Genomic DNA, 24,227 nt, shown 5'->3' on the forward strand with positions numbered 1-24,227 from the left:
CTAAGCTCCAACCTGTCAAACTAAAAGTGCGGTTTGCTTCCGGTCTCCGGCCTCCGTTAATCGGTATTCAGCAATCAGTGATCCTTCGGGTATAAATATCTTTCTGTTTGCCTTGCCTTGCGTAGCACATGAAGCCCGACCGCTTTTTGCCATGCCGGTGGCTGCGCCTTTATCATTGTTTGCCAACCTGACCCCAGGGTGTCTCCGGGGAAAGCCCGACCCAGCCTTCCCAATCTCCTCAATCTTTTCAATCCCGTTAACCCTCTGCGTTAAAAAGTGGCTGAGTACCAAAGTAAATGGCGACTTTCTCAGAACCCTGGCATTTGTTAATTGGTCATTGGAGCTTGCAGCTAAAAAGTACCTGAGTAAAACCGTAACGGAATACTGGTACTGAATACTGGTACTTTTTAGCTCCATGCTCCATGCCGGATTTCCGCCTTATTTCGTGTGGGTTAAAATCAATCTTTCAGTCCGCTGCGTTCCAGCAGGGCATTGATGGTTGGTTCCTGTCCGCGAAAGCGTTTGTAAAGAACCATCGGATGCTCGCTTCCGCCTTTTTCAAGAATATGAGTCCGGAAAGCATCGGCTGTTTTTTTATCGAAGATCCCGTTTGCCTTAAAAACCGAGAAGGCATCGGCGTCGAGCACTTCGGCCCATTTGTAACTGTAGTAACCGGCATCGTACCCCCCGGCAAAAATATGCGAAAATGAGGTGCTCATCAGCAATCCATCTACCGGATCGAACAATTCGGTGGGCTGCATAGCTTTTGTCTCGAAGGCGGTAATGCTTTCTTTCAGGGGAGCTTCGAGCGAATAGTAAGCCAGATCGAGTATCCCAAAGCTTAACTGGCGTTCAGACAAATAACCGGCCTGAAAGTTTTTGGCAGCGACCAGTTTATGAATTAAGTCTTCCGGTAATTTCTCACCGGTTTCATAATGGGTGGCAAAACGGTCGAGCCATTCTTTTTCGTAAGCCCAGTTTTCGTGCATCTGTGACGGAAGTTCTACAAAGTCCCAAAATACGTTGGTGCCTGAAGTTCCGCTGTACCGGCACTGGCTGAGCATGCCGTGCAGGGCATGGCCAAACTCGTGCAGGAAGGTGGTTACTTCATCAAACGTGAGCAGCGACGGCCGGGTGTCAGTGGGTTTGGTAAAGCTGGTGACAATGCTGACATGCGGCCGGATATTTAGACCATCTTCCATATACTGGTCGTGGTAATCTGTCATCCAGGCGCCCGACCGTTTCCCCTCGCGGGGGAAGAAGTCCAGGTAAAGCACCGAAATGAATTCTTCTTTTGTGTTATACACCTCGTAAGCTTTTACATCCGGATGATAGACGTCAATGGCATTATTCTCTTTCAGTTCAAGCCCGTAAAGTTCGCGGGCCAGGTCGAACACGCCGTTAATCACGTTTTCGAGTTTGAAGTAGGGTTTCACTTCCTCTTCATTAAAACCATAACGGGCGTTTTTCAGTTTTTCGGAATAGTAAGTCCAGTCCCAACGCTGAATTTTTCCTTTAAAACCGGTTTCTTCGGCGAACGCCTGAACTTCGGCAAATTCTTTTTCAGCAAAGGGGCGCGAAGCCACATGTAACTCGTTCATAAATTCGGTTACCCGCTCCGGCGTTTCGGCCATCCGGCGGTTCAATTTAAAAGCAGCATGGTTGGGATAACCCAGCAGTTTGGCTTTTTCCAGGTTCAGGGCCACCAGTTTTTTGATGATCTCTTTATTATCGTACTCGTTATCCTGGTTTCCTTTACTGCCGAACGCCCGGAACATTTTCTCACGAAGTTCGCGGTTATCGGCATATTTCATAAAAGGGACGTAACTGGGGTATTGCAGGGTAAATACCCAGCCTTCCTTGTTTTTTTCTTTTGCCGTTAAAGCCGCCGCTTCGCGGGCAAAGTCGGGTAATCCCGACAAGTCGGCTTCGCTGGTGATGTGTAGTTCAAAAGCATTGGTTTCGGCCAGCACGTTTTGCTGAAACTGTAAGCCAATCTTACTCAGCTCCGTAGTGATTTCGCGGTAACGTACTTTTTGCTCCGGGTTCAGGTTTGCGCCGTTCCGCACAAAACTCTGGTAGGTATTTTCGAGCAGGGTTTGCTGTTCAGCATTTAAGCCCAGCCTGTCTTTTTGCTCATAAACCGCGTTTACCCGTGCAAACAAGTCTTCATTCAGGCTGATGTCGTTACTGAACTCCGACAACATCGGAGCCGCTTCCTGAGCAATTTGCTGCATCTCGTCGTTGGTTTCGGCCGAGTTCAGGTTAAAAAAGATTTTGCGGATGATCCCCAGACGCTGGGCGCCCCGGTCCATGGCTTCAATGGTATTTTTAAAATCAGGAGCCTGCGGATTTTCGATTACCGCCTGAATTTCAGCTTTTGCCTCAGCAATGGACGCTTCGAAAGCCGGCAGGTAATGTTCGTTCTTTATCAGGGAAAAAGGAGCCGTTTGATACGCGGTGTGAAATGGTTCCAATAAGGGATTTTTCTTCGTCTCTGCTTGTGTTGTCATCATCGTTGTCATCAGTATTAGGGCCATGAACACCCTGTAATTTGTTTTCATCTCCTTGTTTTTAAGTTTTCAGTCTGTTTTCAGGATATGTTTCCATATACCTCAGAATATTACAGAAAACTCTTAAAATGGTTCACCGGTTCTATTTTTTCTTCTTCTTTTTCTTCTCCACCGACCATCCGAATTTACCGATTGGATCGCCCATTTTGAAATAGTGACCGTGCACATAACAAACAGGATCGGACTTTTTCAGGCTGAAGGCGCCGGTTTCCGGATCAATAAAACGATCGTCGGCCATCACGTTCACCACTTCCGAGATAAACATGTCGTGTGTTCCAAGCCGAATAATTTCTTTCACCTTACACTCGATACTGACAGGCGCTTCGGCGATAACGGGCGCTTTAACAATACTGGCCGGGATAGGTGTCAGCCCCGTTTCTTTCCACTTATCGAACTTGGCCCCCGAACGAACGCCGCACCAGTCGGTCGCCCTGGCCAACTCTTCGGTGGTGAGATTGATGACGTACTCGCCGGTGCGTTTGATAATTTCATACGAGTGCCGCGACGGACGGACCGAAATGTAACACATGGGCGGATCGCTGCAAATCGTTCCAGTCCAGGCAACGGTTAGCAGGTTATATTCTTCGGGTGTTTCGCCGCAGCTGACCAATACGGCCGGCAGCGGGTAAATCATGGTTCCGGGTTTCCAGTTTATTTTTGTCATTTCAGGATATCAGTTTCGGGCAGCAGGTATCTGCAGATATACCCCGCCGCAATTTTTATCTGCCGCAAAGGTAGAAAAATGAAAGTGGATACAGAACTGAATGAAAAACGGGTTTGGGGTCAGGAAAAAGATTGTTCACAAAAACTATTCTTCAGAGAAACCCAGTTCGGCCGCAGCCTGCCTTAAAAAATCGCGGGTATAATAATCGTCGTCAACCACCCGCCCGTCCCAGACCACCAAATCGAGGTCGATGCAGCGCGGCCCGAATTTAGGCTGGCTCCGATCGCGGCCCAGGCGGTCTTCCACCTGCTTCAGGTAGCGCTTGAAGTCGTCGATGGGTAAATCGGTTTCGAGCTTTACCGCCCCGTTTACAAACCAAGGCTGATCGGTGATCCCGATCGGTTTTGTTTTAATGAGTTTCGAAATGCCCAACAGGGTGGTTTCCTGTTTCAGGATAGCCAACATGCGTGAGATATGTTCATCCGGTTTGATGTTTGACCCGATACCGATAAGGGCGGTATGCTTGTTTTCGCCATTCATGCCGGTGACCTGCTTGCTTCCATTTCGAACGATACCGATTCAGCAAAACGCAGGGCATGGGGTTTGTCCACCTCAACCTTTGCCCAAACAACACGTTCGTCTTCCATAATCATATCCAGCAGGTTTTTAGTCAGCACTTCCAGCAATTTAAACCGCCCGTCCTGAACAAAACCGATAATTTTCTTGGTGATGGTTTTATAATCGTAAATTCCCTCCGGTTCGTCCGACAGCAAAGCCTCTTCGGGAATGACTGCCTCGATTTCGAGGTTAATCACCACATCCTGCTTGTTGACCAGTTCATCGGGATTAAACCCGATGTAGGTACGAATGAGCAGATTTTTGATACGAATTTTCGCCATCTTTTCTTTTAAAAAATTTATCCAAGATTTTCGCCTCCATCGCAGAACAACAACTGCCCGGTGAGGAGTTCATTATCTAAAATATAATCCAGGCTTTTCAGAATAGAATCCACTCCGGCCGGTTTTTTCATCGGAATATGTTTTGCCAGGTTGAGCAAGTACGCCTCATCCTGGTCTTCGGGAGGAAGCGTAACCCCCGGCGCAATAGCATTCACCCGGATTTCGGGAGCAAACTCCAGGGCAGCCATTTTGGTGAGTTCCCAAAGCGCCTTTTTCGACAGGCTGTAAGCGGCATGGTCCGACTTGCTGCTGGTAATGCGGGTATCGAGCATATTGATGATCAGCCCCGACTCAACCAGCCGCCCAAACTCTCGGATCAGTAAAAACGGAGCACGGTAGTTAATCATCATCTGGCGGTCGAGCAGATCAAAATGAGTTTGCGTGATTTTACCTTCCTCAAAAATGGAGGCATTGTTAATGAGCAAGTTGAGTTCGCCGAAAACCCGGATCACTTCGGGAATCAATCCTTCCACGGCAAAGGGATTTTGCAGGTTCGACTGGAAAAGCACAAAAGTTTGAAACTCGTACTTTTTCTGAAGTTCTGCCAGTAACTTCTCCGCATTCTTTCCTGAATTGTTAAAATGCAGTGCTAGGTTCCAGCCACGTTCAGCGAGGTGGAGCGCCATTTCACGGCCAATTCGTTTTGCAGATCCCGTTATTAATGCTGTTTTTTCCAAGATGGTATATTTTTCAGTTTAAGCGAACAAATTTATACACGAATAAAAAAGATAACCATTTTAAGTTAATTTCTTTCTATACCTAAACGGCTATTTTCACAATCAGTTCATTTTCGGCCACCAAAATAACTTAAAAAACATTTCACAAAAGAAAAATGAGCCTCGGTGAAACCAATTTCCCCGTATTCTCGAAATAACAGATAGAAATCCGTTCATTCTAAAACATACCGTCATGGAAGATAAATTAATCACCATCGCCCTGTTGCCTTACTCAAAAGCTGAAATTTTACGTTCGCTTTTGGAAGCTGAAGGGATTGACTGCACCCTGGAAAACATCAACCTAATTCAGGGGGCCGTAGCCACGGGAGTGAAAGTCCGTATTTATGAAAAGGACATCAAAAATGCCTACCCTATTTTAGATCAGATGCTGGGAAAGGTGACCAAGATTAAGCAAAAATCAGAAAATACCATTCTCGTCCCGGTCGATTTTTCCAGCTATTCATTTAAAGCAGCGCTGATGGCTTTTGAAATTGCCCAAAAGCTGAAATCGAAGCTCATTTTCTACCATGTCATTCAACAACCCGATTTCTTTTCCATGCCATATTCGGATGTAGTTGCTTTTAACTCGGGTTTGTACGAGCATTTGAAAGAACAGGAACAGCTTGCCAATAAGCAATTTAAAACCTTCCTGGAAAAACTGACCGATTACATTGGAGCCAACACCTGGAAAAGTATCAAATCGGAACATATGATCAAGATGGGATACCCCGAAGACGATATCCTGTATTTTACCGACAAACATCCGCCGCGGCTGATCGTGATGGGGATTAAGGGCCCGTCGGAAGAAAACCTGGATATCATGGGAAGCACCACGGCCGGCGTCATTTACAAATCGAACGTTCCCGTGCTGGTCATCCCCGAAAAAGCCGCCCTGCTGAACCTGGCCTCTATGAAAAAAGTGGTTTACGCGACCAATTTTGATGAAAAGGATTTTGTTTCCATCAACAAACTGCTGGGCTTGCTGAAACCCTTTGACGTGCAGATTTCGTGCCTGCATATTGGCCGGGCCGACGAAAAAGAATGGAACGAGGCCCGGCTCGAAAGCATGAGCCAGATCCTCAAGCAAAATTACCCGGACTCCCGGTTTGATTTTACCATCATCCACGGAGATGATATTTTAACCGAACTGGAAGAATACATTGACAAACACGAGATTGATATTCTCTCGCTGACAACCCACAAGCGGAATATGATCACCCGGATTTTTAACCCGAGCATTGCCCGCAAGATGGTTTTTCACGTGAAAACACCGCTATTGGTATTTCACTCGTAATAAGCAGATTAACCGAATTATTTAAAGCTGGCCAGTTTACTCAGGTACTTCCCGATAATATCGAATTCCAGGTTCACCACCGAACCTTCGCGGAAGGTGTGGAAGTTTGTGGCTTGATAGGTATAAGGGATGATCGCCACCTGGAACGAATTGTTTTTCGAGTTGACTACCGTCAGGCTGACGCCGTTTACGGTAACCGAGCCTTTTTCGACAGTCATGTAGCCTTGTTGCGCTTTGGCTTGGTCGAATTCGTATTCAAAAGTGAAATACCAGCTTCCATCGGCTTCTTCCACTTTTTTACATACGGCAGTCTGGTCGACATGTCCCTGCACAATGTGCCCGTCCAGGCGCCCGTTCATCATCATGCTGCGCTCCAGGTTTACTTTCGATCCCACTTCCAGGTAGCCCAGGTTCGACTTCAGGATGGTTTCTTTAATCGCGGTCACCACATAGGTTTTAGCCTCCCTGTCAATTTTGACCACCGTCAGGCAAACCCCGTTGTGCGACAAACTCTGGTCAATTTTCAATTCGTCAACAAATGAACAGGTCAGGGTAAAATGATAATTTTCCTGTTCCCGCTCAATGGCTTTCACCACACCGTATTCTTCAACAATTCCTGAAAACATGCTATTTCGTTTTAATTTGATGCGAATTTACCGAATTCCGCCTAATCGCGAAAATTTGCGATGAAAACATTCCTGCCTTAATCCAAATGAAAAGCTGCAGGATGATCCATCAGGCTGATAGTTTCCCAGGATCGTTCCATCCTGAAGATGCTTCGCTTTTGATGAATCGTTATCTTTGCCCGTGTTCATTTATAAACCCCGGAGGCTGGATGCCTGCAAGGGCGTTTTTTTGAACAACAGCAAAGGCAGTTTGTTGCTCAGTAGCTTTTAAAATAAACAGACATGAGAGTGGTTATTCAACGGGTATCTCAGGCGTCGGTAACAATCAACCAGCGGGTAAAATCGGCTATTGCCGGGGGAATGTTGATCTTGCTTGGTATTGAAGATGCCGACACCGCAGAGGACATTGATTGGCTGGTGAAAAAAATCAGTCAGTTGCGTATTTTTAACAACGATGAAGGCGTGATGAACCGATCGGTGACGGAGGCAGGCGGAGAAGCCCTCGTGATTAGCCAGTTTACCTTGCACGCCAGTACCAAAAAAGGCAACCGCCCTTCCTATATCCGGGCTTCAAAACCCGATTACGCGGTACCCCTGTACGAGCTGTTTATCCGGGAACTTTCCGAAAAACTCGGGAACGAGGTCGGCAGCGGCGAATTTGGGGCCGACATGAAGGTGGCTTTGGTCAACGACGGGCCGGTAACGATTATCATCGATACAAAGAATAAAGAGTTTTAGTATTCTGCTTAACTTGAATTCCGTAACTTCGTATAAAAAACAGGACATAACTATTTTACAAATGAAACAGACTGAAAATCTACCTGTTTCTTTTCCGCAGGCTCAGCAAATGGTGGACAACTGGATAAAAACCATCGGCGTTCGTTATTTTAGCGAGCTGACCAACCTGGCCGTATTGACCGAAGAAGTGGGCGAACTGGCGCGATTGATGGCACGGAAGTACGGAGACCAGTCATTCAAAAAGTCGGACGAGGAAAAGGAGCTGGCTGATGAAATGGCCGATGTGCTTTGGGTGCTCATTTGCCTCGCAAACCAAACAGGTGTTGATTTAAACGAGGCATTCCTGAAAAACATGGAAAAGAAAACGAACCGGGACAAAGACCGGCACCAGAATAATGCGAAACTAAAATAGAAAGCTATGACAATCCAGGCAGAGTTGGCAGCAATAAGAGCAAAGGCCGAATTGAACAAGACGAGGGAGATGCAGCAACTGGCATTTTCGTGCATTGATCTGACTACCCTGAATTCAACAGACACGATCAGCCAGGTAAAAGCCTTTACCGAACGGGTAAACGATTTTGCCAATGACTATCCGACACTTCCCAATGTGGCAGCCATTTGTGTTTATCCGAATATGGTCTTCACGGTGAATGAGACCTTAAATGTGGAACAGGTTAAAATCGTCTCGGTAGCAGGTGGTTTTCCGGCGTCGATGACCTTTATCGAAATGAAAGTGAAAGAAGCGCGCATGGCTGTTGATTTCGGGGCCGACGAGATCGACATGGTCCTCCCGCTGTGGGCTTTTATGGACGGGAATAAGCTTATTTGCCGCGAGGAGATTGCCACGGTTAAGGAAGCAATTGGCGACGCTCACCTCAAGGTCATCCTCGAAAGCGGCATACTGGCAGAGCCTGAGAAAATTTATCACGCGGCCATGTTGTCGATGGAATCCGGAGCCGATTTCATTAAAACATCTACCGGGAAAACGAACCCGGCGGCCACTCCCGAAGCAGCTATTGTGATGTGCCATGCCATCAAAGAATTTTGGATGAAAACCGGGAAGAAGGTTGGCTTTAAGCCGGCCGGCGGAATTTCGGCAAGCCAGGACGCCATTTTGTACCTCACGATTGTTAAAGAAGTCCTGGGCGAAGAATGGTTGTCACCCGAATTGTTCCGGATCGGGGCAAGCCGTTTAGCCAACAACCTGCTCAGTGAATTTTGGGCTGAAGAAGTGAAATATTTTTAACTGTTTTATAGGACCGTACATGGAAAATTCAATGAATGACATCTTTAAAAAGATTGGTACCACTCAAACCCTGAGTCAGAAGATCGAACGGAATATTGAGCGTGCAATCCGCGAGAAAAAGCTTCCGATCGGATCGAAACTGCCCTCTGAACGGGAATTGTGCGAAATGTTTGCCGTGAGCCGGACTGCTCTTCGCGAAGCCTTACGCCGGCTTAGCGCCCGGGGACTGATCCAGATTAAAAAAGGAAGCGGCATGGTGGTCACCAAAATCAATATGAAAGATGCCATTGACTCGTTGAATTTATATTACGACTTAAAGTTTGATGTGAACCTGATCAGCCAGATTATTGAGTTGCGGCTCGCTTTTGAACCGGAGATTGCAAAAATGGCCGCCCAAAACCGGACCGAAGACGATTTGAAAGGACTGGAAGCCAACCTGATTGAATTTTCGAAATGCGACCCGGACAATACCCAACTCGAATCGGACATCGATAACCGGTTTCACCTGGGAGTGGCCCGTGCAACAGGCAATCCGTTCGTGATTGTCACCATGGAACCGGTGCACAACCTGCTGCCGCGTATGAGAAACTATATTTATGCCAATATTGAAGGAGAAAAGGAAATTACCTTGGGGTATCATAAAGAAATTGTGAATGCCATTCGCGAGCAGGACGCCGAACGCGCCTACGATAAGATGCAGGCCCACCTGGACCGGAACATGCAGGTGTATAATAAATTTCTCAGAAATACCTGACGGGACTGTTAAGGCGGGGTTTGTTGGTCCGCCTTTCCGTTTTCCTTTTACCTTATTCCCGGCAACTCGTGCTTCTTACTCTTTTTCATTTCGTGCGGCATGCAGCACCTTATTCACCGATCCGTGCAAAAGCAACAGGCGGTGGGCTTTCGCTTCGTCGTATCCCAGCTCTTCCATAATCATCCGGGTTCCCCGCATGATGAGTTTTTGGTTAGTCAGCTGCATATTCACCATTTTGTTTCCACTCACACGCCCCAGTTTAATCATCAGGGAAGTGGTAATCATGTTCAGGATCATCTTCTGGGAAGTGCCGGCTTTCATCCGGGTGCTTCCCGATACAAATTCAGGACCGACAATCGCTTCAATCGCTACATCCACACAGCGCGCCAACTCGGTATTCGGGTTGTTACAGATACAACCGGTGAGCATGCCATGCCCGCGGGCCCGCTTAACCGTACCGATTACGTAGGGAGTCCTTCCTGATGCAGCAATACCAATCACTGTGTCCAACTCTGTCACCTGAAATCTTTGTAACTCCTGCCATCCCAGCTCTTCGTCGTCCTCAGCCGATTCAACTGCTTTGCGGATGGCCTTATCCCCGCCGGCAATCAAGCCGATCACCAGATCGTAACCCACACCATAGGTCGGCGGAATTTCAGAAGCATCGAGTATGCCCAGCCGGCCGCTGGTACCTGCCCCGATGTAGAACAACCGTCCTCCCTTCTCCATGCGTTCGAAAACCCGTTCAACGAGCAGTTCAATCTGAGGGATCGTCCGGTGAACAGCCGGCAGGATCTTTTTATCTTCTTCGTGGATGTTCTCAAGCAACTGCCTGACCGACATCTCCTCCAGGTTGTTGTACAATGAATCTGCTTCTGTAATATTTGTCAGGATCATGTTGATTTGACTTAATGTTGACTTTTATGATATGCCAGTAAACCGGCAATTGGTTCTTTTAATATGATTGGATGGCTAAACCCGTATGCCTCCGTCTGCGAAATAATGATGTCTCTGAAATGGTAGGCTACCGAGCCGGCAAATCCAATGGGATAACCGGTTATTTCAGGCAGCCTGAGTACATTACGGTCAAAAAATTCACGGAAACTTCCTTCGACCATATTCACACAGTAAGGTTCGTGCATGTGTGCCGAGAGAAATGGGGCAAAGCCGGCAAGATATTTATTGGGACGTTCCATCCGGTAAACCCGGTTGAGAATGTCAAGCTGATCGGGAGAAAACTCCTGCTCAAAAAGAAGGCGTAAAGCCGGAGGCATCACCTGTTTGAAGTAATCTCCGAGAAGCTTTTTCCCAAGCGCTGCTCCGCTGCATTCATCGCCAAGGATGAAACCCAGGGGCGGTACTTTTTTTGTAATTTGAATTCCGTCGTAAAAACAGGCATTCGATCCGGTTCCGAGAATGCAGGCAATTCCGGCTTCGCGGCCAAACAAGGCCCGTGAAGCGCCCAGGACATCCGAATGGGTTTCAACGCTGGCCCGGGGAAACAAACGGCTAAATGCGTTCTTCAACACATTCCCTTTTTCCTGATCCACCACGCCTGCTCCGTAGAAGAAAATCTCGTCCACATCACTGCCGGTCTCCGGTAAAATCTTTTCCTGCAATTCCCCGAAAATATCTTCGCTGGTGCGGAAAAATGGGTTCATCCCCCTCGTCTGGAATGAGCTGATTTCACTTGTATGACCGATCAGCCTCCAGTCGGCCTTTGTGGAACCACTGTCTGCAATTAATCTCTTCATGGGGCAAAGATAAATAATTTTATTTCAGAAATCAGCAAAGTTATAAGATGTATTACAAGTTTTGTTTTTATAATTTTAATCCGTTAACTTTGGCAGTAGTCGGAATCGAAATCTGCGTAAACCGTTCCTGTCATTCAACTAAATTTCATGCTTATGATTTGCCGGATACTCATGCTGTTTATTCTTTTTTTTCCTGGCCATCTTTTTGCCTCCGGGGTGATCCGGATTAACCAGTTAGGTTACTTTCCTGATGCGCAAAAGGTAGCGGTTTTCCTGAGCAGCGAGCAGGTACCGGCCGGGCATTTTCAACTCGTAAATTGTCTTTCTGGAGAAAAGGTATTTGAAGCCGTCCCCGAAAAAAGCGATGCCTCGGTTTGGGGCATGCAAACGGCTTACCGCCTTGATTTTTCATCTTTCAACGAATCCGGAGGTTTTTATCTTCAACTCGGGGATGCAGTCTCGCCTTCGTTCCGGGTTGACTGGGATGTGTATGAAGGAACGGCTGATTTCCCACTGCATTATATGCGACAGCAGCGTTGCGGGTTTAATCCGTTTCTGAATGATTCCTGCCACCTGCACGACGGCATCATCGTTGATCACCCGACCCGATCGGGCGAGCAGATCGATGTGACGGGAGGTTGGCACGATGCCAGTGATTATCTGCAGTACGTAACCACTTCGGCCAATGCCGTTTACCAGATGCTGTTTGCCTGGGAACGGAATGCAGAAGTTTTTGGAGATCAATTTCAGGCCAACGGCTTGCCCGGTAGTAATGGTCTTCCGGATATCCTGGATGAAGCCCGCTGGGGACTGGAATGGCTGCTCAAAATGAACCCGGACAAGAATGAAATGTATAACCAGATTGCCGACGACCGTGACCACCGGGGTTACCGCCTGCCTGTAGGCGACACGGTGACCTATGGCTTGGGGAAAGCGCGGCCTGTTTATTTTGTAAGCGGAAAACCGCAAGGTTTGGGGAAACATAAAAACCGGTCAACCGGGGCGGCTTCCACAGCTGCCAAGTACGCTTCCGCTTTTGCCCTGGGCGCGCATTTGTTCCGTCCGGTCGATCCTGAATTCGCTCAAAAAATGGCCGTAAAAGCCCGGGAAGCCTGGGATTTTGCCTTGTCAGACCCGGGCGTGTGCCAAACTGCCTGTATGGTTTCACCTTATTTCTACGAAGAAGATAATTACGTAGACGACATGCAGCTGGCAGCAGCTTCGCTGTTCCTCGAAAGTGGCGGGAAACCGTTTGAACAGCAGGCCGGATACTGGGGAGAACTGGAGCCGGTGACTCCCTGGATGGAGTTACAACGCGCCCGTCACTATCAATACTACCCCTTTATCAATTTGGGGCATGTATGGCTGGCGCAATCCGAAGATACGCTTATTGCAAACCAATTCGCGGCTTTCATGAAACAAGGATTGGAGAATATCCGTCGTGCCGCAGCCAGCGACCCCTTCCGCATTGGTATCCCCTTTCAGTGGTGCTCGAATAACCTGGTTGTTGCCGCGGCCACGCAGGCCCGCCTTTACCGTCAGATTACCGGAGATGAAAGTTATCTGGAGGAAGAATCGGCGCTCACCGACTGGCTGTTTGGCTGCAATCCGTGGGGAACGAGCATGATTTGCGGACTTCCCTCAGGCGGCGATTATCCTGAACGGCCCCATTCGGCCATCACCTACCTGTTGCACCAAACGACAACCGGGGGACTGGTGGATGGGCCTGTCTACAAAAATATTTACGAAAACCTGCGGGGCATTCATTTATTCGAAGAAGATAAGTATGCAGCCTTTCAGTCGGGAAAGGCAGTGTATCACGACGATATGGGTGATTATTCATCGAACGAACCGACAATGGATGGCACAGCCAGCCTGAGCTACCTGCTTTCGTCGCTCGAAAAGGAAGGGCGGGGAGCAACTGCGCGGCAACCTGTTGTTAAAGACAGCCAGGGCGCCGTTGTCCGGATGGATACTTCTGCAAACAAGGTTTATCTGATCTTTTCGGCGCACGATTTAAATGACGGGGGCCCGTTTATCCGGAAGTCCCTGAAGAAAAATAAGGTGAAAGCTTCATTTTTCTTTACCGGCGAATTTTATGCCGACCCCGAAAACCAGCCTCTCATAAAACAACTGATTGACGACGGCCACTTTCTGGGAGCCCATTCCGGCAGCCACCTGTTATATGCCGACTGGAACAAACGCGATTCATTGCTTGTCGACCGGGAACAGTTTGAAGCAGATTTACAGGTAAATTATCAAAAAATGGCAGCGCATGGGATTGATATCCGTCAAGTCGGTTTATTTTTGCCACCTTACGAGTGGTACAACAAGGTGGTGGTCAACTGGGCGCATCAACTGGGACTGACGGTGGTTAATTTCACTCCGGGGATCCGGACCAATGCCGATTATACCACGCCCGACATGCCCAACTATCAATCATCGGAAGCCATTTTCGGCAGCCTGAAAAAATTTGAACAGCATGATCCAAACGGCTTAAACGGATGCCTGATCCTGATCCATGCCGGGACCCATCCGGCGCGAACAGATAAGTTCTATCACCGGTTGAATGAACTGATTAGCTATTTGAAAAAGAAGGGATATCAGCCGGATCGTCTTGCAGGGTAAAGATAAAAGAAGGGTTGATTAATAATTTTCGACAGACTATGAGCACCTTACTGATTTTCATCATTATTTTTCTCTTTTTTACCCTGCTGATGGGGGTATCTTACTTTTCGTCAAAAAATGCAACTAACGAAACTTTTTTCACCGGCAACCGGCGTTCGCCCTGGTACCTTGTCGCCTTTGGAATGATCGGTTCGACCATCTCGGGGGTCACCTTTATTTCGGTTCCCGGCGAAGTTGGAAATACCGCATGGACGTATTTACAGTTCCTGCTGGGAAACTTTATCGGATACTGGGTGATTGCCCTGGTGCTGATTCCCTTGTATTACAAGCTGAACCTGGTTTCTATTTATACCTACCTCGACCAGCGTTTTGGTATCCGTTCGTACAAAACCGGAGCCTTCTTTTTTCTGGTATCTCAAACCATCGGGGCCTCATTTAGGTTGTACCTGGCCGCTGGCGTTTTGCAGATTGCCTTTTTTGACGCCTTGGGAATACCCTTCTGGCTGACTGTTTTTTTGACCTTGCTGCTGATTTGGGTATACACATTCCGGGCCGGCATCAAAACCGTGGTGTGGACCGATTCTCTGCAAACATTTTTTATTCTGGGCGCTATTGGTGTAACCATCTGGGTGATTTCAAGGCAGCTTAACCTGGGAATCGGAGAGATGATCGCTACGGTAAGTGATCATCCGTTCAGCCGGATTTTTGACTGGAACTGGCAATCGAAAACCAACTTTGTCAAACAATTTGCCGCCGGGTTGGGAATTGTTATCGTGTTGAACGGGCTGGATCAAAATATGATGCAGAAAAATCTCACCTGCAAAACCCGGCAGGATGCCCAAAAGAATATTTTCTGGTTTAGCTTCGCCTTCATTATTGCCAACCTGTTTTTTCTTTGCCTGGGGGTGTTGCTGTATTATTTTGCTCAACAAAAAGGAATTAGCCTGCCCGGCAGGAGCGACGACTTGTACCCGATGCTGGCGATGCAGCATTTCGGAACGCTCGCCGGAGCCCTGTTTCTGCTGGGAATCCTGTCTGCCGCTTACTCCAGCGCCGACTCGGCCTTAACTGCCCTGACCACTTCTTTTTGTATCGACTTACTGAACCTGAAAGCTGATTCTCCCAAAAGTAAACCAATCCGTTTTAAAGTCCATATCGGCTTTACCCTGGTGATGTTTCTGGTGATTGTTTTGTTTAGAATCATCAACAACGACAGTGTTGTGACCGCTGTTTTCCGCGTTGCCGGCTATACATACGGACCTTTACTGGGCCTCTTTGCCTTTGGCATCCTGATGAAGCAGCAGGTAAAAGACCGTTTCGTGCCTTATATTTGTTTGCTTTCGCCGGCGCTGAGTTATCTGATCGCTTCCAATTCCAAAAGCTGGCTGGGCGGCTACGAATTCGGGTTTGAGTTGCTGTTGATGAACGGCCTGATCACATTTATTGGACTGCTGATCTTAACGAAAAGAAACAAAATACAAAACCCATGACCGGAATCCTGTTATTTTAATCTTACGACTAATTACTGACGCCTTCTTTTTTATGACAAAACTCTTTTCCATCGTATTGATTTTGACTGCTTCGGTGAATATGAGCCGGGCTCAGTTTGATCCCGAAAAATTTATGGAGCATCCCTGGGTCGATTCGGTCTATCATTCGCTGACTCCTGATCAGCGGATTGCCCAGTTGATTTGGGTTTATGCTGCTGCAAACCACGATGTCGACGCTCAGTTCAAACTGGCTGAACAAATCAAAAAATATAACCTGGGGGGAGTTATTTTTTTCTCCGGCGATCCTGAGAAACAGGCACGGCTGACCAATCTTTACCAATCGGCCGCCCGGACCCCGCTGTTTATTGTGATGGACGCCGAATGGGGAGTGGGAATGCGCCTTCCGGGAGTCATTTCTCTTCCGTACCAAATGATGATGGGAGCTTCGGGCAAGCCGGAACTGATAAAACAGGCAGCTGCCGAAATGGCCCGCCAGATGAAACGTTTAGGAGTACAGGTGAGCCTTGGCCCCGTAGCCGATATCAATACCGAGCCGTTGAACCCGATCATCGGCCTGCGTTCGTTTGGCGAGTCGCCTCAGCAGGTAACCGCCTGCGCCCTTGCTTATATGCAGGGACTTCAGGAAAACGGGATTATGGCTGTAGCAAAACATTTTCCGGGACACGGCGATACCCGAACCGATTCGCACCTGACTTTACCTCAGGTGCCCTGGTCGCGCGAGCGGCTTGACTCCACCGAACTGTATCCTTTTCGCCGGTTGGCAGAACACGGGATTGCCGGCCTGATGACCGCCCACCTGAATGTCCCGGTTCTGGATCCGCAAAAAGAAATCCCCGCCAGCTTGTCGTCCAAAATTATTCAGGGAATTATCCGCGACGAATGGCAATACCGGGGACTGGTTATGACCGATGCCATGAACATGGCCGGAGCGCTCTCGTTTGGCAAAGCCGGCGAAATTGAGGTGTTGGCGCTGAAAGCCGGCAATGATGTGGTGGAATTTCCGAAGGACCCGGAACTGTCGATCGCTGCAATTAAAAAAGCATTGGAAGGTAACGATCTTACCTGGGAAGAGATCAACCGGAAATGCCGGCGGGTACTGGCTGCCAAATATTGGGCCGGACTACACAAACTGAAACCTGTTGAATTACCGCATCTGACAGAAAATCTTAACGCGCCACCAGTTGAACTGGCCAAACGCCGGATGATTGAAGCTTCGTTAACCCTACTGGAGAACACGGATGAATTGATTCCCCTAAAAAGGCTGGATACCTTAAAAATTGCCTGTTTGTCGGTTGGCAGCGAGTCGCTGACTCCCTTTCAGCGAATGCTGGCCAATTATGCCCGGACGACTCATTTTAATCTTCCTGAAAATTTCCAGGATGACGAACTTAACCGGCTGAAAGTTCAGCTGAATGATTATAACCTGGTGATTGCCGGTTTACATCTATACGAAAGCAAAGGGCGTAAATCCATGCAGGTAGGAAACTTACAGCGGTTAAAACCGGAACGCCCTTACGGGGTAACTGATGGTGTGGAAGCGTTGCTGGACTATCTTGCCCACGAGAAAACGGCCATTGAAGTCTTCTTTTCGAGCCCGTATGCCTTGACAGAAGTTCAGAACTTCGGGAAACCTGCCAGCCTGATTATGGCTTTCCAGAATGATTCCCTGGTTCAGGAACTGGCGGCCCAGTTGGTTTTTGGCGGAATCGGGGCCTTCGGTACACTACCGGTTAGCCTGGGAGGTTATTATGCCATTGGCGACGGACTGGTCATCGACCAGCCGGTCCGTTTGAAATATACCATCCCGGAAGAGGCCGGAATAAGCTCATCCCGTATTACAACGCGTATCGATTCCATCGTGGAAGACGCGCTTCATCAAAAAGCGTTCCCCGGATGCCAGGTATTTGTAGCCAAAGACGGTAAGGTTATCTTTCAGAAGGCCTACGGATATCATACCTTTGAACAGCGGGTTCCGGTCAGGATCGACGATCTGTACGATTTGGCGTCGGTGACGAAAGTCAGCGGGGGCTTACCCGGTATACTGAAGTTATACGACGAGGGGAAGATCGCGCTGGATGAGCCGGCAGCTAACTATTTTCCCGACTGGAAGAAGCGGCTTTTTCATCCGTCAGATAAACATGATATCACCCTTCGCGAACTGTATGCCCATCAGTCTGGGCTGGTTCCATTTATCGGTTTTTGGAGAAAGACGCTGAAGAACGGCCGGTTGTCGCCGGGTTGGTACACGCCCCGGTCCGATGAAAACCATCGTCTTTGTGTAGCGCCCGGCATGTACCTCAACAACCGCTTCCCAAAGATTGTCAACCGTGAGATCAGAAAAACTCCTTTAAAAAACCGTGGTCATTACGTGTACAGTGATTTACCGCTGGTTATTACACCGCAAATTGTGGAGCAGGTTTCAGGGGTTGATTTTAACAGCTATCTGGAGCATCATTTCTACCGCCCGCTTGGCGCCGACGCATTAACATACAATCCGCTGGATCGTTTTTCCCGCGACCGGATTGTTCCGACCGAAGACGACCGGTATTATCGTTTTCAGTTGCTACAGGGAACCGTTCACGACGAATCAGCTGCCGTACTGGGAGGAATCTCGGGAAACGCCGGCCTTTTTGCTTCGGCCAATGATCTCGCCAAACTGATGCAACTCTATCTTCAATCGGGAACTTACGGAGGAGAGCATTATGTGAGTGAGGCTACGATGAAAGAATTTACACGGGCTCAGTTTCCCGAAAACAATAACCGGCGGGGACTTGTATTCGACAAACCCCTGCTGAACAATGCGGAAGCCGAGATGCGGGAGAGCTATCCCTGCCCCGGGGCCAGTCCCGAAAGTTTTGGGCATTCCGGCTTTACCGGAACCTTTGTCTGGATTGATCCGGCCCATCAACTCAGTTATATTTTTCTCAGTAACCGGGTTTATCCCTCCCGCGACAATAACAAACTGGGAAAGTTGAATGTACGCACAAATATTCTTCAGGTGCTGTATGATGAAATAAATGCAAAAAAAAATAAAGGTGATCGGATAAACTTCACTCAATGCCCCTGAGATAAAACAATAAGCTCCGGCACAGGAGATCAACCGGTCACATTCCAACGTAAAAAACGCCGAGAAATGTCATACTTCTTTCTTTCGGTTTATCCTATTTTTGATTCTATCGCCACAATAGCAAGATAACGAGACAATTGTAAGATTTATTTGATCCGGAAACTAACCTTTATTCTTTTCACTTTATTTTACAGGAGACCACTCGTAACGAACATGTTAATAAATATCAAAAAAATAACTTGTAATACATCTTACTAATTAAAATTATTTCATAACTTAGATGCTGTATTCATTTTAAGATGAACTCTGGAACAACGGTTTGTATGTTGGAATGTAGTTAAAATGAAATAGATGTATGACATATGTTGGTCATACGTGCAATTCCATTCTTACGGATATTTATTTTGATTAAACTTTTCACTTTTCAAAATCTCTCTACTATGAAAAAAGGGTTATTGCTTATTTTGTTATGGTGCCTGATCGTTCCACCGGTGATGGCACAAAAGCGGACTATTTCCGGGCTTGTTACGGAAAAGTCGACAAACGAACCGCTCCCGGGAGTGACAGTCATCGAAAAGGGGACCTCCAATGGTACAGTCACCAATCTCGATGGCGAGTTTAATCTCTCTGTGAATGTAGGCGCTACCTTGCAATTTAGTTTTATAGGGATGCTAACTCAGGACGTTGTGGTAGGCAACCTTTCGATGGTACATGTCGCGCTTGAGTCGGTTGTTTCGCAGGTTGACGAGATTGTAGTGGTAGGCTACGGTACGCAAAAGAAGGCCAACCTGACGGGGGCCGTTGCGTCGGTCGACACAAAAGTTCTGGAAGCCAGACCCATCGCAGACGTTGGCCGCGGACTTCAGGGAACAACGGCCGGGCTTAATGTTGTGATCCCAAGCGGCGAAATCGGATCAGACCCGATTCTGAAGATTCGGGGGCAGTTAGCATCACTTAGGGGAGGATCATCTCCGTTAATTTTGCTGGACAATGTAGAGATCCCTTCAATACAAATGGTAAATCCGGATGATATTGAGTCTATATCCATTTTAAAAGACGCAGCTTCTGCCTCTATCTACGGAGCAAAGGCCGCCTTTGGAGTCGTACTGATAACGACCAAAAAAGGAGCTAAAACCGAAAGTATCAACGTTTCATATTCCGGAAATTTATCGTTTCAGAATATTTCCAAGAAAATGGAGATGGGACGGCTTGATGCTCTGGAATACACGCTTCATGCTTTTGAACGTGTAGGCGGCACATCGGCCGGTGCATTCTGGCATGTTACCCGTGAAGGTTATGAAAAAGCTAAAACATGGCAGGAGAAATGGGGAGATGTTGTGAAACCCAATGACCCCATGTTATATGGCCGCGATTGGTACGTGGATGCAAACAACCGGAAAATCGGGTTACGGACCTATGACCCCTATGATTATATGATCAAAGAGTGGACCCCCACCCAAACACATAACCTGTCGGTGAACGGGAAGAACGGAAAAACTGACTACAATATAAGTTTTGGATATCTGGATCAATCGGGTATTATCAAACCGGCCAAACATGATGATTTCAAACGTTATAACGGAGCAATCCGTCTGGTAACAGAAGTTAACAGCCGGCTTAAGGTTCATGCGGGAACGATGTATTCCAAGCGGTTAAAAAGATACCCGTATGCGACCAATTCAACAACTGCCGATCCTTGGTTATACCTGTATCGCTGGGGACCAACCTATCCAATGACGACAGAAGACGGCGATCCTCTCCGGAGTCCCGTGTCTGAGATGGAACAGGCCAATACCGCATTTCAGGAAACCAATTATACGAGTCTGAACGGAGGGTTTACCATCACACCGCTTAAGGACTGGAATATCAATTTCGATTATACACATGCAAATCAGGAATATATCAATAAAAGACCTGGAACACGTTTTACCTCCCGAAATACATGGACAGCTGCTATTCCGAAGAATGATGAAAATGGCAACCGGATTTATGTCAATGACTCCGGTGAAATTGTATCTTCAACAACCGCAGGAGCTATGCCTGCTTATCAGTTAAATATGGAAACGTATACCGCAGTGGGAGCCAACCCGGACCATGTATATCGTTACGCCGGGAACAGCCAGCGAAATACGCTAACCATAAACACCACATACGACTTGAATATCAATGATATACATCAGTTCAATTTGATGATGGGTATAAACAGGGTTGGCTATGAAGGTGCTTACAATTGGTCCCAGATTACTCAGTTAATTGATTACGGGAACCCTCAGTTTGATTTGGCCACAGGAACTCAAACAGCAAGCGGTGGTGAATATTGGGAGTCTCAGTTAGGTTTCTTTGGACGCATCAACTATAATTAGTGTCTCTAAGAAAACCTGCAATAATTTATAGATCAACAATATAGTATTGATATCTTTTTTGAATCTTTTGGGTTAATTGTTTTGATAAGTTGATTATAGTGCAGATATTCAGGGTATTATTACATGAGGATAGGATATTTTGACCACTTGACAAAAAAAGATTGAACCATGAGAAAAAGATTCGAACAACAATTGGGGTTAGGGCAATTGCCAATCGAAGCTACTTATATTAATCCCAAAAGCAAGAATGCTTTAGATCAACTTTTAGCAGCGTTGAAGGCGATCTATTGCAACAAGAAATACAACGAAGAGATATTCAGTATTTTGGAAGATCATATCAATTCCGGGAAGAAAAATACGGGAAGGACAGGAATGGACCTATGGAGTATTTTTGTTTTGGCCCAGGTTCGCTTGTGTTTGAATTTAAGTTATGATGTGTTGCACGATCAGGCAAACAACCACCACAATATGCGGTGTTTGATGGGCGTAGAAAAGGGCTTTGGTTTTGAACGTATCGAGTTTGAATACCAGAATATTTATGACAATGTCGCCCTGCTTAGCGATGAAATGGTTTGGGAATTAAACAAGGTAATCCTGGATTTTGGGCATGGAGAGGTGTTTAAAAAAAAAGAACATACAGCATTGCGCTTAAAATCAGATAGTTTTGTTGTTGAAAGCAATGTTCATTTCCCCACAGACTACAACCTGTTGTGGGACTGTGCCCGAAAATGCATCGGCACCGTTTCAAGGATAATGAACAAACATAAGGATATTGGAGGTTGGCGCAAGATCGGCAATTGGCGTACAGAGTTGAAAAAGTTGATGCGCAATTTGGGCCATGCCAACCGTTCAGGAGGCAAAAACAAGAAAGAAAAAGTAGTTGCCGCGGCCGAAGAATACCTCAATAAATCAAGGTTATTGCTCAAAAAACTAAACGAAGAAAAGTCCGGTTTCCCGCTAACGGACATGGGCGATCTGGTATTGATCATTACGTTGGAGCACTACATGGAACTTCTTGAAAAGCATATTGACCTGGTCGACAGGCGTATATTAAAAGGCGAAACCATTCCGCATGAAGAAAAGATGTTTTCGGTATTTGAAACCTACACCGAGTGGATTACAAAAGGGAAGATGAACCCCAGTGTTGAACTGGGCAAAAAACTGAACATCACCACCGACCAGTGGGGGCTGATCGTGGATTACCAAATAATGGAACAACAACAAGACCGGGACATTGTTATCGAAATGGCCGACAGGATTTTAACAGAACATAAAGTCGCATCGTGGAGCTTCGACAAAGGCTACTGGTTAAAAGAAAACAAGGAAACCCTTCAGTTGGAAGTTGACCAGGTTATCATCCCCAAACTTGGGAAGCGCAACAAAAAAGAGAAAAAGGAAGAACGCAGCAGGTCATTTAAAAAACTGAAAAACAAGCACAGCGCGATCGAATCAAACATCAACGAATTGGAACACCGGGGGCTCGACCGTTGTCCCGACCGGAGTTATGCGCATTTTAAAAAGTACATCGGGTTGGGCGTGTGCGCCTACAACCTCAAGAAAATTGGGAAACAAATCCTGAAGTTGGAGCGTGAAGCGCTTGAAGCGCCCACCAAGCAGATTAGGAAAGCTGCTTAGTAAAATCGGTTCAAGGAAAAAACATGAAAATTAAACATGAAAGGGAGAATTATGCCTGGAAACTAAAAAATTACACCGAAAACCCAATTTTCGGTGGCGAAAATTACGGCAACCAATTAATAGGCTAAAAAATTTAGTGGTAGTAACCGAAAAAACAAGCCGATTACATATAATTATGTACACCTTTCGAAAAAAACGGGTAGTTTTCTTAAAGACACTAATTATAAAGAAAAATATTTATTGGAGGCCAATCTAAGGTACGACGGGACTTCAAAGTTCCCGTCAGATCTCCAATGGCGGTGGTTCCCTTCTTTTTCGGCCGGTTGGCGTGTAAACGAAGAACCGTGGATGGAATGGGCCAAACCAGCACTGAGCGCCTTAAAATTTAGGGGTTCCTGGGGAACAATCGGCGATCAAACTGTTCCCAACAACCTGTACGTCTCTATGATGAGCGGTTCATACAACAACTGGATCATATCCAATGCGAAACTATATCAGTTTAGCACACCGAGTGCGGTTTCACCATCCGTTACCTGGCAGGATATTACCACGCTTAACCTGGGGTTTGATACCCGATTTTTTGACAATGAATTTGGAATAACCTTCGACTGGTTTAAACGTGACACCGAAAATATGATAGTCCCGCAAGAGGGTATACCTGTCACTTATGGCGCAGTAGCTCCTCAAAGTAACTATGGATCATTGAGGACAAAGGGCGTCGAAGTTCAGTTTGACTATAACCATCGCTTTCAAAATGGTTTAGGAATTAATCTCGTGGCCACTTTTGCCGATACCCGGACCCGGATTACGGCCTATGGCACCACGAATAGTATTGACTCCTGGTATGTAGGCAAAACCTACGGTGAAATCTGGGGTTATGAAACTGACCGGTTATATCAAAAAGATGACTTTGAATATGGTACAGATGGCAAGTTAATTACGGTAACTTCTGCTGATGGCTATACCGTAAATAAATTATCCAATTCGGATGCAGCTACTCAAGGCAGACTACAGTCCGGAAACTTCAGATTTGGACCTGGTGATGTTAAGTTCAAGGATTTAAACGGCGACGGTGTCATCAATCCGGGGAACAGACTGGTAAAGAATGCAAACGGAGAACCCGACTACGGTGACTTAAAGGTCATTGGAAACTCGACTCCGCGGTACGAATATGGCTTCCGCGCGGGCGCCGATTATAAAGGCTTTGACGTTTCTGTTTTTATACAAGGTGTAGGAAAACGTGAGGTTTGGGGTGACGGGTTCCTGGCCATTCCGGGTTATAATTCGGCCGACGGCGCCATGCCCCAGGCAATAGCCGGTGATTTCTGGAAAGAAGACCGGACCGATGCGTTCTACCCCGCTCCCTACAACATGGCCGGAAGTAGCACGACCTTAAATATGCAGGTCCAGTCCAGGTATTTGCTTAACATGGCCTATCTCAGGATTAAAAACATCACAGTGGGTTATACCTTGCCTGATGAGGTTTCAAAGAAGATTTATGTTGACAGATTCCGTATTTACGCGGCTCTGGAGAACTTCTTTACATTCGACCATCTTCGTGATCTTCCTATTGATCCGGAAGAGATTGCAGGTTACTCCATGTGGAACGACACGAACTATAACCTGAGCCGAACGGGTGTTGGTGTTCCAACTTTCAAGAGCGCCTCAGTTGGTATTCAGTTAAATTTTTAAACTAAAA

Annotated in this window: 20 protein-coding genes; 11 read left to right on the forward strand and 9 right to left on the reverse strand. The window is 47.0% G+C overall.

Annotated features, from left to right (window positions below; translation table 11 throughout):
• Window positions 1-15: 15 nt before the first annotated feature.
• The 6 genes from AC6H3C_RS23935 to AC6H3C_RS23960 form a co-directional block, all read right to left on the reverse strand.
• Window positions 16-417 carry a hypothetical protein gene (locus AC6H3C_RS23935; protein WP_497518200.1) on the reverse strand — a complete coding sequence of 134 codons (402 nt, stop codon included), beginning with the start codon at window positions 415-417 and terminating at the stop codon, window positions 16-18.
• Between the two features lie 41 nt (window positions 418-458).
• Window positions 459-2,564 carry a M3 family metallopeptidase gene (locus AC6H3C_RS23940; RefSeq protein ID WP_497518202.1) on the reverse strand — a complete coding sequence of 702 codons (2,106 nt, stop codon included), beginning with the start codon at window positions 2,562-2,564 and terminating at the stop codon, window positions 459-461.
• A gap of 91 nt (window positions 2,565-2,655) precedes the next feature.
• A complete protein-coding gene (locus AC6H3C_RS23945; protein WP_497518204.1) occupies window positions 2,656-3,237 on the reverse strand; it encodes a flavin reductase family protein in 582 nt (193 codons plus the stop codon).
• A 144-nt stretch (window positions 3,238-3,381) separates the two neighbouring features.
• Window positions 3,382-3,777, reverse strand: coding sequence for a 2-amino-4-hydroxy-6-hydroxymethyldihydropteridine diphosphokinase (gene folK / locus AC6H3C_RS23950; RefSeq protein ID WP_497518206.1), 396 nt, complete (start codon window positions 3,775-3,777; stop codon window positions 3,382-3,384).
• Complete coding sequence (locus AC6H3C_RS23955; RefSeq protein ID WP_497518207.1) at window positions 3,774-4,136, reverse strand: dihydroneopterin aldolase; 363 nt, start codon at window positions 4,134-4,136, stop codon at window positions 3,774-3,776. The genes folK and AC6H3C_RS23955 overlap by 4 nt, the downstream gene beginning before the upstream one ends.
• 17 nt (window positions 4,137-4,153) lie before the next feature.
• Window positions 4,154-4,873 (reverse strand): SDR family NAD(P)-dependent oxidoreductase, encoded by a 720-nt coding sequence (locus AC6H3C_RS23960; RefSeq protein WP_497518209.1) that lies wholly within the window; start codon window positions 4,871-4,873, stop codon window positions 4,154-4,156.
• A 232-nt stretch (window positions 4,874-5,105) separates the two neighbouring features.
• On the opposite strand from AC6H3C_RS23960, the gene AC6H3C_RS23965 reads away from it, so the two are divergent.
• A complete protein-coding gene (locus AC6H3C_RS23965) occupies window positions 5,106-6,206 on the forward strand; it encodes a universal stress protein (protein ID WP_497518210.1) in 1,101 nt (366 codons plus the stop codon).
• A gap of 17 nt (window positions 6,207-6,223) precedes the next feature.
• Here the strand turns inward: AC6H3C_RS23965 and AC6H3C_RS23970 are convergent, their stop codons facing one another.
• A complete protein-coding gene (locus AC6H3C_RS23970; protein ID WP_497518211.1) occupies window positions 6,224-6,832 on the reverse strand; it encodes a riboflavin synthase in 609 nt (202 codons plus the stop codon).
• Between the two features lie 282 nt (window positions 6,833-7,114).
• Between AC6H3C_RS23970 and dtd the strand changes: the two genes are divergently transcribed.
• The 4 genes from dtd to AC6H3C_RS23990 all read left to right on the forward strand — a co-directional run bounded on the left by dtd (window position 7,115) and on the right by AC6H3C_RS23990 (window position 9,570).
• The gene (gene dtd, locus AC6H3C_RS23975) at window positions 7,115-7,570 is read left to right on the forward strand and encodes a D-aminoacyl-tRNA deacylase (RefSeq protein WP_497518212.1); all 456 of its coding nucleotides are present in this window, start codon (window positions 7,115-7,117) and stop codon (window positions 7,568-7,570) included.
• A 61-nt stretch (window positions 7,571-7,631) separates the two neighbouring features.
• The gene (locus AC6H3C_RS23980) at window positions 7,632-7,982 is read left to right on the forward strand and encodes a nucleotide pyrophosphohydrolase (protein WP_497518214.1); all 351 of its coding nucleotides are present in this window, start codon (window positions 7,632-7,634) and stop codon (window positions 7,980-7,982) included.
• 6 nt (window positions 7,983-7,988) lie between these two features.
• Entirely contained in the window at window positions 7,989-8,816 is an 828-nt protein-coding gene (gene deoC / locus AC6H3C_RS23985) for a deoxyribose-phosphate aldolase (protein WP_497518215.1), read from the forward strand.
• Between the two features lie 19 nt (window positions 8,817-8,835).
• Window positions 8,836-9,570, forward strand: a complete 735-nt coding sequence (locus AC6H3C_RS23990; protein ID WP_497518216.1) for a FadR/GntR family transcriptional regulator — start codon at window positions 8,836-8,838, stop codon at window positions 9,568-9,570.
• A gap of 75 nt (window positions 9,571-9,645) precedes the next feature.
• Here the strand turns inward: AC6H3C_RS23990 and AC6H3C_RS23995 are convergent, their stop codons facing one another.
• Window positions 9,646-10,467 (reverse strand): N-acetylmuramic acid 6-phosphate etherase, encoded by an 822-nt coding sequence (locus AC6H3C_RS23995; RefSeq protein ID WP_497518218.1) that lies wholly within the window; start codon window positions 10,465-10,467, stop codon window positions 9,646-9,648.
• Window positions 10,468-10,478: 11 nt separating this feature from the next.
• Window positions 10,479-11,324, reverse strand: a complete 846-nt coding sequence (locus AC6H3C_RS24000) for an ATPase (RefSeq protein ID WP_497518219.1) — start codon at window positions 11,322-11,324, stop codon at window positions 10,479-10,481.
• Between the two features lie 153 nt (window positions 11,325-11,477).
• Here AC6H3C_RS24000 and AC6H3C_RS24005 point away from each other — a divergent pair, with 153 nt between their 5' ends.
• The 6 genes from AC6H3C_RS24005 to AC6H3C_RS24030 all read left to right on the forward strand — a co-directional run bounded on the left by AC6H3C_RS24005 (window position 11,478) and on the right by AC6H3C_RS24030 (window position 24,220).
• The gene (locus AC6H3C_RS24005) at window positions 11,478-13,952 is read left to right on the forward strand and encodes a glycoside hydrolase family 9 protein (RefSeq protein ID WP_497518221.1); all 2,475 of its coding nucleotides are present in this window, start codon (window positions 11,478-11,480) and stop codon (window positions 13,950-13,952) included.
• Between the two features lie 38 nt (window positions 13,953-13,990).
• Entirely contained in the window at window positions 13,991-15,442 is a 1,452-nt protein-coding gene (locus AC6H3C_RS24010; RefSeq protein WP_497518222.1) for a sodium:solute symporter, read from the forward strand.
• A 52-nt stretch (window positions 15,443-15,494) separates the two neighbouring features.
• A complete protein-coding gene (locus tag AC6H3C_RS24015) occupies window positions 15,495-18,530 on the forward strand; it encodes a serine hydrolase domain-containing protein (RefSeq protein ID WP_497518223.1) in 3,036 nt (1,011 codons plus the stop codon).
• A 440-nt stretch (window positions 18,531-18,970) separates the two neighbouring features.
• Window positions 18,971-20,893 (forward strand): SusC/RagA family TonB-linked outer membrane protein, encoded by a 1,923-nt coding sequence (locus AC6H3C_RS24020; RefSeq protein WP_497518224.1) that lies wholly within the window; start codon window positions 18,971-18,973, stop codon window positions 20,891-20,893.
• 168 nt (window positions 20,894-21,061) lie between these two features.
• On the forward strand, window positions 21,062-22,528 hold the full coding sequence (locus AC6H3C_RS24025; RefSeq protein ID WP_497516513.1) for an ISNCY family transposase: 1,467 nt from the start codon (window positions 21,062-21,064) through the stop codon (window positions 22,526-22,528).
• Window positions 22,529-22,690: 162 nt separating this feature from the next.
• On the forward strand, window positions 22,691-24,220 hold the full coding sequence (locus tag AC6H3C_RS24030; protein WP_497521292.1) for a TonB-dependent receptor domain-containing protein: 1,530 nt from the start codon (window positions 22,691-22,693) through the stop codon (window positions 24,218-24,220).
• Window positions 24,221-24,227: the final 7 nt, after the last annotated feature.

It is taken from the genome of Gaoshiqia sp. US2 (assembly GCF_059705485.1).